This is a genomic window from Paraburkholderia bannensis (genome assembly GCF_014200455.1).
Lineage (GTDB): Bacteria > Pseudomonadota > Gammaproteobacteria > Burkholderiales > Burkholderiaceae > Paraburkholderia > Paraburkholderia bannensis_A.
This window is the reverse complement of the sequence record NZ_JACHBW010000027.1, coordinates 65,282-74,308: the sequence shown is the minus strand read 5'-3', so window position 1 is coordinate 74,308 and position 9,027 is coordinate 65,282. Positions and strand designations below refer to the sequence as shown.

At 61.1% G+C, this 9,027-nt stretch carries 14 protein-coding genes; 2 read left to right on the top strand and 12 right to left on the bottom strand.

Annotated features, from left to right (window positions below):
- From F4827_RS31345 to F4827_RS31330, 4 genes are all read right to left on the bottom strand, one after another.
- Window positions 1-375, bottom strand: a 375-nt coding sequence (locus F4827_RS31345; RefSeq protein ID WP_183734007.1) for a transposase, incomplete at its 3' end; no start/stop codon positions are given.
- Between the two features lie 118 nt (window positions 376-493).
- Window positions 494-772 (bottom strand): H-NS family nucleoid-associated regulatory protein, encoded by a 279-nt coding sequence (locus F4827_RS31340; protein ID WP_183734004.1) that lies wholly within the window; start codon window positions 770-772, stop codon window positions 494-496.
- A 65-nt stretch (window positions 773-837) separates the two neighbouring features.
- Window positions 838-1,104 carry a Txe/YoeB family addiction module toxin gene (locus F4827_RS31335; protein ID WP_183734001.1) on the bottom strand — a complete coding sequence of 89 codons (267 nt, stop codon included), beginning with the start codon at window positions 1,102-1,104 and terminating at the stop codon, window positions 838-840.
- On the bottom strand, window positions 1,101-1,361 hold the full coding sequence (locus F4827_RS31330) for a type II toxin-antitoxin system Phd/YefM family antitoxin (RefSeq protein ID WP_046577948.1): 261 nt from the start codon (window positions 1,359-1,361) through the stop codon (window positions 1,101-1,103). The genes F4827_RS31335 and F4827_RS31330 overlap by 4 nt, the downstream gene beginning before the upstream one ends.
- Window positions 1,362-1,856: 495 nt before the next feature.
- Between F4827_RS31330 and F4827_RS31325 the strand changes: the two genes are divergently transcribed.
- Window positions 1,857-2,861, top strand: a complete 1,005-nt coding sequence (locus tag F4827_RS31325) for a site-specific integrase (protein ID WP_311735610.1) — start codon at window positions 1,857-1,859, stop codon at window positions 2,859-2,861.
- Window positions 2,862-2,995: 134 nt separating this feature from the next.
- Window positions 2,996-3,400 (top strand): hypothetical protein, encoded by a 405-nt coding sequence (locus F4827_RS31320; protein ID WP_184123988.1) that lies wholly within the window; start codon window positions 2,996-2,998, stop codon window positions 3,398-3,400.
- Here F4827_RS31320 and F4827_RS31315 read toward each other — a convergent pair.
- The 8 genes from F4827_RS31315 to F4827_RS31280 all read right to left on the bottom strand — a co-directional run bounded on the left by F4827_RS31315 (window position 3,397) and on the right by F4827_RS31280 (window position 8,816).
- Window positions 3,397-3,831, bottom strand: a complete 435-nt coding sequence (locus F4827_RS31315; RefSeq protein ID WP_184123984.1) for a hypothetical protein — start codon at window positions 3,829-3,831, stop codon at window positions 3,397-3,399. The genes F4827_RS31320 and F4827_RS31315 overlap by 4 nt on opposite strands.
- A gap of 3 nt (window positions 3,832-3,834) precedes the next feature.
- A complete protein-coding gene (locus F4827_RS31310) occupies window positions 3,835-4,323 on the bottom strand; it encodes a hypothetical protein (protein ID WP_184123981.1) in 489 nt (162 codons plus the stop codon).
- A 169-nt stretch (window positions 4,324-4,492) separates the two neighbouring features.
- Window positions 4,493-4,804, bottom strand: coding sequence for a GntR family transcriptional regulator (locus F4827_RS31305; protein ID WP_260184716.1), 312 nt, complete (start codon window positions 4,802-4,804; stop codon window positions 4,493-4,495).
- A gap of 10 nt (window positions 4,805-4,814) precedes the next feature.
- Window positions 4,815-5,192, bottom strand: a complete 378-nt coding sequence (locus F4827_RS31300) for a hypothetical protein (RefSeq protein ID WP_184123978.1) — start codon at window positions 5,190-5,192, stop codon at window positions 4,815-4,817.
- Window positions 5,193-5,411: 219 nt separating this feature from the next.
- Entirely contained in the window at window positions 5,412-5,597 is a 186-nt protein-coding gene (locus F4827_RS31295; RefSeq protein ID WP_184123975.1) for a hypothetical protein, read from the bottom strand.
- A 75-nt stretch (window positions 5,598-5,672) separates the two neighbouring features.
- Window positions 5,673-5,855 (bottom strand): hypothetical protein, encoded by a 183-nt coding sequence (locus tag F4827_RS31290; protein WP_183733782.1) that lies wholly within the window; start codon window positions 5,853-5,855, stop codon window positions 5,673-5,675.
- 73 nt (window positions 5,856-5,928) lie between these two features.
- Window positions 5,929-8,250, bottom strand: a complete 2,322-nt coding sequence (locus F4827_RS31285; RefSeq protein WP_183733786.1) for an SMC family ATPase — start codon at window positions 8,248-8,250, stop codon at window positions 5,929-5,931.
- Window positions 8,238-8,816 (bottom strand): hypothetical protein, encoded by a 579-nt coding sequence (locus tag F4827_RS31280; protein WP_183733789.1) that lies wholly within the window; start codon window positions 8,814-8,816, stop codon window positions 8,238-8,240. Before F4827_RS31280 ends, F4827_RS31285 begins: the two co-directional genes overlap by 13 nt.
- Window positions 8,817-9,027: the final 211 nt, after the last annotated feature.

Sequence of the window (9,027 nt, the reverse complement as noted above, 5' to 3'; positions counted from 1 at the left end):
GATCTCATTGACCAGGGCGAGCATCTGCGCGGCCAGTCCGTGCGTTTCGAGAAGGTGGCGGAACCGCAGAATCGTGCTTTCGTCCGGCAAACGCGTCATACCTTCGTCCAGCCCCGCGAACTCACGGTACAGCGGCACGTCATAAAGCGCCTCCTCCATCGCCGGGTCCGAAAGCCCGAACCACTGTTGCATGAAGTGGATTTGCAGCATCGTCCCAACTGGAAACGGCGGCCTTCCAGTCTTACCCTTCGGATAGTGCGGTTCGATCAACGCAATCAACCTCGACCATGGCACAACGCGCCTCATCTCATCGAGAAATTCCCGCTTGCGCGTGCGTTTCGTTGAAAGATCCAGGCCAAGACCGAACTGTGTCATCGAGGAACTCCTTTAATTCGCGTTCTTCCAGGATAGGACAAACAGAGTTCAACGCCAGGACTTTTGCAGACCTTACCTAGCTGTTTCCCGGTGCCGTGCGTGGCGAAAAATTTTCCGATCAAATCGCGAACGTCTCGCGATCTTTACCCGCGAGCCACTTTGGCTCACGACCTCGACCACTCCATGTCGCACCGCTTTCGGGATCGCGATACTTCGCCGGTTGAGGACCACGCCGAGAGTCCATTTTGCTTACAAGCTCTTCGGCACCGATGTCGAACTGCGCCATCAAATCACGGATCGTCGCGATAGCTTTGCCGCGTTCAACGTGCATTGCGGATGCGATCCGTGCGTCTAGCTCACGCTTCTCTGCAAGTAACTCTTTGTATGTCTTTGTCATTCTATAAAAATACTTGGCTGCCGGCCGAGTGCGGGGCGCGTGAACGCCAGTGATTTTCCTGTCTATCAGTAGTGGTAGCGGCACGAAACGATATTGATTTGCGTACTCGCGACTTCGTAGACCAAGCGATTCGTTTCATCAATGCGGCGCGACCAAAAACCGGTCAGGTTTTCCTTCAGCGCCTCGGGTTTGCCGATGCCTTCGAATGGGGAGCGCTGCATATCCTTGATGAGTTGATTGATGCGCTTCAACGTCTTTTTGTCCTGCCCCTGCCAGTAGACGTAATCGTCCCATGCCTCGGCAGTCCACATGATGTTCAAAGCGCCGCTCATTCGCTGTCATCAACCAACTTGCGGGGCTTTACCTTGCCCGCTCGTGCCTGCGCGATAGAGCGTTCCAGGTGAGCTACGTTTGCCGGGGAGCGCAGCAGGTGGACCGTCTCCATCAAGCTATCGTAATGTTCCTGGGACATGACAACTGCATTCGGGGCGTCGCGGCGGGTAATGAGCGTTACGTCCACATCATCAACAACCTGGTCGATGACGCGCTTCAAATTGGCGCGAGCGTCGGTGAATGGGATGGTACGCATATGTCCTCCTTCATGGCTAACCTGTACTGTTACAGGTACAACTCTACCACGCCCGGATAAACATGTACACATAATCGTACATGTTGATCTGTCACTCGTTTCCCCTCGCCAGGCGAGGACGCTACGGGCGCTTTGCTGCAACACAGCAAGTCCAACCCTGCCTTGGAGGCGCTAGAATCGACAAGGCTTAGCGTCTAATGGGACGGCAGCTGAACGGTCGCCGTGAGCAAAGCAAATTTGCTGCAGTCGCACATTACCTGCATCCCCTCAAATTACCCCCGCGACACTCGCTCCTAGCCGAACCGGATCGGCGTCGATCAATCTCTTTTTGGCCGTCAGCGTTTCGTGTCCAAGTAGTTCGTTGATGTGCCGAAGATCGAAACCGAGTCGATGCAGACGCATCGCAAACGTTCGGCGTCCTGACATTGCACTTTTTTTACATGCATCTTTCGACTTTTTGGGTCGCTGAATTCAGGGCAAAATGAATAGCGGGAAATGCGTGGCCGCTCGCGCCTGTTCGCGCGAATCGCAGATTCGCCTGCCGTGGTCGATAATTCATATTCAGTATATTTGCCGCCGATGATTCCCGAACACGACTGGCGCAACGCGCCCTTGCAAACATTCCGCCTTTGGCAGGAGACTGACGCGACCGGTGCGACGCGGCGGCCTTTTTCTGTTCGTTCGATTGTCCAGCACGTGGCGATGTTCGAACGCTTCGTTCGCCATCTGGCGCGCTCGGAGGTGTCGATTGTTACCTTTGGCCCTGAGCATCTGGAATCGTTCCTCGCCGAGCTCGAGACCCACTGCGCGCCCGGAACCAGCACGCCGCTTCGCTATGCAAAGTTGCTCGACCGGGTCTGTCGACATCTTGTAGAGACAGGTGTGCGAGAGGACAACCCGGCGTCGCTGCGAGCGCAACAATCCGCGTGGCCGGTCGACGAGCCGACACCGCTCTTTCTCGACAGCGTGGCCGATGCTCGCCTGCAGGATCTCGTGAGTTGCGGATTCGCCGGGGATGCCCGCGCGACGCGCAACGCGGCCGTCGTTGCGCTGCTGCTCGCAACAGGCATTACCTCGGCAGAGATACGTCGCGTGCGACGCGGTGACGTTTGTCTTGTCGGCGCGCGTCCACACACAACCGTCAGAGCGCACGGCGCGCGTGCCGAACGGATCGTGACGGTGGCGCAATTCGCGCTCGCGCCGCTTCAGGCCTGGATGGACAGCACGACTGGGGATAGCACAGAGCTACTCTTTGCGCTGCACGCGGCCACCGGGTCCTTCTGCGAGGAGACGCTATGGCGGGCGGTGCACGAAGCGCTCGACGAAATCGGCTTCAAAGGCGGTGATCGCAGTCCGCGTGTCCTGCGCAACACCTTCGCGCGCCGGCAATTGCTTGCGGGCCGCACGAATGCCGATGTGTCGCGATTGCTGGGTCTGTCCAGCTCGCGAACAGTTATACGGCTCCGGGCGACGATAGCCAACGCGCCCGTGCAGACTTGACTTTGCGCTGTGCTCCGTACCCTGGATTGACCGCCGGCTTTCGGCGGCACGTCCACACAAAGGAGCATCCCATGCCTTATCGTAGTCCCCTTCAACCGATCGTTCACCCGGGCGAGTCAGGCCGCCCCAGCGTCATGCACTACCGTATCGCATTCACGCAGCAGGAACCGTGGCTTGCGATCGTCGAGCTGCGGCAGGCTGAGCCTGAGTTTGCGAGTCCGGTGAAGTCGGCCGCGGCGCGCGACCAGGTGTTGAACCGCCTGCTCGAAAGCGAACTCCGAGGCCTTCCGCTGAACGCCCTGCGGCTGGTGGCCAGCGACCAGACGGGGGAATTCGAATACGAGCTGGTGCCGGATATCCACGACTACGTGCAACGGGGAAACCGCTACAAGGTTTCGCCGGAGCGCGCGCGGCGTGGACGTCATGTCGAACGGGTCGAGATCGATTCCGACAATCTGATTGCCGGGCGAGTCAGGGTGGACACCGTTCATGACGCGGGCAGCCCGGTTTCAGACGTCGTTCGGGCGGCGCTCGCCTAATCGCAGTTCGTTGGCTCGCCAGCCTTAAGCGGCGGCCCCATGTGCCGTTTCCTGACGCATAGTGCTGCGGCCAGAAACAGTCCAATCACCAAACCGCAGATCGGCCCCGCGATCAAGTACGCGGGGCCGATCCCCTTCAGGACGCCCCCCCACACACCACCAACGGCCAGCCCCGACAGAACAAGCCGGAAGCCAACCTTTTTGCCATTCGAGCGCCAGTGCGTCACGAGCCGAAGCAGCGCCGGCAGCGAAAGCAGATACAGAACGGACGTACAGAACGTCATCGTGAATGTCGCGCCGACCGGGGCATTGGTCGCCCAGCCTGAGAGCCATCCAAGGTTCCCGGCTGTTACGCCGCCACCCCAAACAATCGCCGATGACAATGGTGCGATCACAAGCAGCCAGCCCTCACGCTCCGTAAGATGCGCCATAAGCTAAAGCAGCCATACGATGAACGCGACGGCCGCGCTCGCCCATAGAAAATCGCCGGAGCCGTCCTTGTTCGCCTTCGATTGCATCGCCTTGATCCGCCTCTTCCGGCGGCGCTCGCACGCCGCTTCGATTGTCATCTGGCGCGCCTCGTCTTCACATTCGCGCCTGAACTGCGCCCACCCGCGTTCGACGATGCGAGCCGCGGCCGGTCCGGCAAACAGTACCAGGCACAAGGTAAGCAGATAGCCGAGCGTGCCGTAGACGTAATAGAAGAATACGCCCACGAAGGTTGCACCTTCCTCATCCAGGGAGCGCTCCATGTGCATGATCAGGCGCGAACGATTGATTGCGTCGATGAGCCAGGAGCCCGCGTCGCCGCGAACAAAGAGCGTCATTTTCCATAACAGGAAGATTCCAAACCCGAGAGACACGATCCCGATGATGCAGGCTGCGATGGCGCGAATGCGCGCATTTGCGAGGTCAGTATTCATCGTTCCATTGTCGTCCCGGAATGTGCCCGCGTTTCGGCAAAAGATAGCGGCTTGAGTGCGTCTTTCGCGTCTTGACATAAAAAAACCCGCGATGTCCTTTCGGCGTCGCGGGCTGGTCAATGAGCATGGAAAAACTGTCAAAGCATTGCGAAGACGACCCGAGTCGCCCCTACGGCGTCGCGGAGACGACCGAGCCACGGCGCGTGCGGCTCTCGATGAGGCCGCGGCGTGCCGCTTCCCGAAACGCAGCGTTGATCGTGTTGAGGTGAAATCCCAGATCGTCGGCAATCGCGCGTTGCGTTGGCAACCGGTCTCCTGTGCAAAGGCGGCCAGAGCGGATTGCCTCCTCTATCTGGTCGGCGATGGCGAGAGAGACCACACCGCGTATGCGCGCGAAATCGGGACGCCATCGCGCCGGATCGGATGCGCGAATGGGATTTCTCCCATGCGCCCGTGAAAGAGCCGTGGTTTCGTACATCATGGCGCGCATCCTACACTGAACTTACCCGAAGCCACTTCGACCATTCACTTCCACCGGGCAGACTTTCGACGAAGGCGACGAAGTTGTCACACTCAGGTGGAAGGATCAGCGTGGAGCCCGTCGCGATGGCGTTGGCAAGATAGAGCACATCGGCGAGCGTGTGCGCGCCGAGGCTCCTTGCCAGTTCATCAAGCGACCGCCAGCTCTCAATCACAGCGGCAATCAACCGCGCCGCGCTCCTCGCGCCGCCAGCGGAGGTAATGGCCGCGATCGCGGCATCGGCCTGCACGCCAAGATCGGCGTCAAGAATCGCGGCGTCCTCGACGCCGTGCGTTTCGACAAGACAGCGGACAACATCCTCAGAAAAGTCGTTACTCGAATAGGTCATGGTAAGGCCTCGAATCAGAACAGTTGTGACGTGACCGTGAGCGCGGCCGCAGTAGCGCGTGCAGGTAATGCCAGCAGGCAACCGGCCGCAACGAGTGACGCCGCGAGCGTGGCAAGAAAGATCTGTCGCTTCATGGTGTTGCGCTCAGGGGAATGAAAAGGCGAAGGCCCCGCTCCTTGCGGAGACGGGGCCTTCGATTCAGTTGGCGTAAAACGCGTCTTAAGTACACGACTTTGGATGGCTTGCCGGATAGACCAGCACGCGTCCGTCATCGCAGATGCGGAAATCGCCCTGCTCGCCTTTGCGGGCGTGGACGACGATCAACTGGTGTTCAGCCTGGGGCTGCACGGCGATGTGTGAACAGGCGCCGAGCGAGGGCGTGCCCGCTGCGGCGACGAGCAGCATGAAAAAGTTCATCATGAGGTGGTGGAGAAAACAGTGAAAGGGATACGCCGCCCCTGAAGGGGCGGCAGGACAGGTTCAGGCAGCGACGCGCGGTGCGGCCGGATCGGTCACGGAAACCGTGACCCACTGGCCGTCCACGTAGACATCGCGCAGACGCGAGCCGTTGAGCTCATAGACGTGTTCGCGGCCGCCACGCGGAGTGGCTGCGCGCACGGACAGGGTGTTGGACAAAACTGCACTGGATTGCTTGCTAAACATGGTTGCTCCTCGGAATGGAAGACGAGGAGCGCCCCTTGCGGGGAATCGCTCCCCACAAGGGTTAAAAGAAAATTCACGCAGCCAGAGCCTCGACATCAATGACGGCGTCCGCCTCAAGGACGAGGTCCGGTGTCTGCGAGATGAAGAATTCACGCGAATAGCCCCCCTGTCGGAGAACCTCGCGTTTCATCCTCATGAACTGCACCTTGCGTGCAGGATCAAGCGGTCCGTCCGACTCATCGCTAAAGAGCGATTCGTACGGCTCTCCCGCATTGCGCGCTAGATAGAGGGCGATGCCACGCGTGAGGCACTCGTTGATCCAGACCTTCTGCCCACCCGACATCACCGATACGGACTTGGTGCTGTCGTTGTCGGCGTCATGGACAAGGATCTCGAAGCCTTCGCGCAGATCGCCGCTGGCCAGCGCGCGTTGCGTGCGGATTTCGACGGTAAAGCGCGGGCCGTAGCACGCAAGCAGCAGGTCATTGACCGTCTGCGTGAGGGCGGGGCCCGCATCGTCGATCGTCAGCGCAATAAGACCATCGTTGCCGAGGCCTTTCGCGAGCAGCTTCCAGTGCGCAATCTCGTCGGACAGCCGTTCAGCCCGCGAGCGGGTTGCGTCGGCGCCGCTGAGTTCCATCTGCAGGGCATCACGCTGAGTTTCGCGCGTAGCCTGCTGACGGATCAGCGCTTCGATACGCGCATCGAGAGCCGCGTTGGCCTCCCGGTTTGCGACGAGCTTTCGATCCAGATCAGCGATGGCGGCCGTGACATCGTGCGCCGAGAGCCTTGCGACTTCGACACCGATATCACGCAGCGCAGCCTGCAAACGCACAGTTTCCGCAGCGCGATGCTCGCCGACCTGCGCAAGCTGGGCATTGGCGTTCGCCAGTTCCTGCTGCGCTTCAGCAAGGCCGTTTGCAGCGGCCTCAAGAAGTGGCTTGCGCGCGGCCAGGGTCGTGGCCGCCTGCAGATCGCTGCGCGCCTTCGCCAGTGCATCGTTCGCAGCACGCAATGCGTTGCGCCTATCGGCGAGCCCCTCGACAACCGGTGTCAGCTGCTCTACCAGTGCCTTGCGCTCGCGATAGCTCGTGCGAAGATTGGCGATCGAGATGCGCTGTTCGCCCGCTTTCGCGGCCGCCTCGCGCGCCTGCGCCAGCAACGGACACGTCGCATGCATGTCGTGGCCAGCGCACGGAACCTGATCGATCACCGCTGCCTGTTGCTGCAGGGTAGCGAGCAACGCAGCCTGCGACTGGCCCTGGGATTGCACGCCTTCCAGAAGCGCCTTTGCCTGCGTGAGCGTCGTCTGCTTCGGTTCGAGCTCTGCTATTTCGACCTGAAGCGACTTCACACGCGCCTCCTCGCGACTGATCACGAGTTGCGCCTGATCGCATTGCGCCTGCGCGCCTTCGATACGGGCGCGCTGCGAGAGCGTCGCTTCGTGAGAAGCGATGGTCTTCGCAAGGCCCGCGCGCCGCTCGCCAAGCTGGCGCACAAGCTGGTCGGCCTGTGACGTCATCCGGGTGAGCGATGCATCGACGTCGGTGCGCTGCTTTTCAAGCTCCCGCAGACGCGCCTCGGTTGTAGCCGATTCGGCCTGCTTCGCCGCGAGCGTTGCACGCTGCTGTGCGAGCGTCTGCGCGTCACCATGAAGGGTTTCGCGTTCACGCCGGGCAACCGCAATCGACTCGATGTCCGCGGCGATCGCGCGCTCCGTCAGCGCCAGTGATTCGCGCTTCTGGCTCAAGGCGGCCAGCTCGCGCTGGATGCCATCGAGACTGACGCCCAGCACCTTTGCGACGTCAGCCGCTTTCGCTGCCTGCGCGCGCAGATGGTCGATATGCAGCAGATCCGCCAACAGCGACTTGATTTCGCCGGTGTTGTATGACGCGAGCGGCCGCCGGTTCTGCGCGGAGAAAACGCTCGTGAAGAACGTTTCCAGCGAACCACAGACCGATTCAACGCAGCGGTCGTAGGTTTCCGCCTTGCCGTCCGACTTCGTGCCGTCGGGAGCCGAGAACGGCTGCCACAGCCCCGCCTTGTCACGCCATGCGAGGAAGTACTCCGCCTTGCCGGTTTTGCCGGGCCGGCGGAATGCGAACGTCGAGCGGTAGCGCACGTTGGCGTGCTCCCATTCGAGAATCTTCTGTGCCTGAGGCGCGCAGAGGTGATCCCAGTAGGAGAACGCGTCGACCGAGAGCTTCGCCGCGTGTGAGGGCATGATCCGGTACGGATGCAGGTTGTCCATGACCGTGGACTTTCCTGCGCCGTTCGGCCCGCGCAGCGCGATCAACCCCATCGGCAACGATTCGAGATCGAGCGTCACGCTTTCGCGCTTCATCCCGTCGCGAACGCCGTGAAAGCCTTCGAGTGTGAGGATTAACGGTCGCATAAACCCTCCTGCGGTACGTCCTGCAGGTAGTCGGACGGCAGCCACGGCACATCATCGTCGTCGGGATACGACGACGAGATGACCGGATCGCGAGTCACCACGGCGTGCACAGCCGAAACCGTCGATGCGGTCGAAGCAGTCCCGGCGGGCGGATCGGCAGGCACCAGCGAGCCGTCGATCGCCCGTTCGAGCGCCGTGCAGGCGGCACGAAACCGCGTGCCGGCGACCTTGAGCAGCTGTTCCCAGTTGTCGCACCCACTCAATGCGTTGAGTTCGCGCGGCGACCATTGGCTCGCATAGCCGTTGCTGTGCGACCAGAGCAGATTCGTCATCTCGACGTCGGGCGCCACAACGAGCTCAAGCTCGGAGGCGTCTTCTTCATGAACCATCACGACGAAGCCGTGACGGATGGCGAGCACCGCGCCGCGCGCGGGACCGTAGGGTTGATGGAAAAGCGCCGCGGTGAATCCGGCATGAGACACGAGAAGCTGCTGGATCTCGCGCGCGGGCGTTTTTGCATTGAAATGCTGGACCCAGTCGGGGCCAGCGGGATAAAGACCAAACATGGGCACACTCCAGCACGAAAGGACGGAGTGCGCCCCCATCGGGAGATCGCTCCCCGTCAGGGTCAACAAGAAAATGGATGCAGCAGTGCTGCGATCGATGCGCCAGGGGCGCGGGGTGAACCTTGTTCCGGCAGGACACCCGGTGCGTGACCGGATGCCCTCCCGGGACATGGCGATGTCCACGCGCGAGCGGGCCGTACAGGCCCCGCTC

Bases quoted from the DNA above. Each gene is read 5' to 3' on its own strand.
- F4827_RS31340 (WP_183734004.1), bottom strand. From the start codon at position 772: ATGACAAAGACATACAAAGAGTTACTTGCAGAGAAGCGTGAGCTAGAC.
- F4827_RS31335 (WP_183734001.1), bottom strand. From the start codon at position 1,104: ATGAGCGGCGCTTTGAACATCATGTGGACTGCCGAGGCATGGGACGAT.
- F4827_RS31330 (WP_046577948.1), bottom strand. From the start codon at position 1,361: ATGCGTACCATCCCATTCACCGACGCTCGCGCCAATTTGAAGCGCGTC.
- F4827_RS31325 (WP_311735610.1), top strand. From the start codon at position 1,857: ATGCGTGGCCGCTCGCGCCTGTTCGCGCGAATCGCAGATTCGCCTGCC.
- F4827_RS31320 (WP_184123988.1), top strand. From the start codon at position 2,996: ATGCACTACCGTATCGCATTCACGCAGCAGGAACCGTGGCTTGCGATC.
- F4827_RS31315 (WP_184123984.1), bottom strand. From the start codon at position 3,831: ATGGCGCATCTTACGGAGCGTGAGGGCTGGCTGCTTGTGATCGCACCA.
- F4827_RS31310 (WP_184123981.1), bottom strand. From the start codon at position 4,323: ATGAATACTGACCTCGCAAATGCGCGCATTCGCGCCATCGCAGCCTGC.
- F4827_RS31305 (WP_260184716.1), bottom strand. From the start codon at position 4,804: ATGATGTACGAAACCACGGCTCTTTCACGGGCGCATGGGAGAAATCCC.
- F4827_RS31300 (WP_184123978.1), bottom strand. From the start codon at position 5,192: ATGACCTATTCGAGTAACGACTTTTCTGAGGATGTTGTCCGCTGTCTT.
- F4827_RS31295 (WP_184123975.1), bottom strand. From the start codon at position 5,597: ATGCTGCTCGTCGCCGCAGCGGGCACGCCCTCGCTCGGCGCCTGTTCA.
- F4827_RS31290 (WP_183733782.1), bottom strand. From the start codon at position 5,855: ATGTTTAGCAAGCAATCCAGTGCAGTTTTGTCCAACACCCTGTCCGTG.
- F4827_RS31285 (WP_183733786.1), bottom strand. From the start codon at position 8,250: ATGCGACCGTTAATCCTCACACTCGAAGGCTTTCACGGCGTTCGCGAC.
- F4827_RS31280 (WP_183733789.1), bottom strand. From the start codon at position 8,816: ATGTTTGGTCTTTATCCCGCTGGCCCCGACTGGGTCCAGCATTTCAAT.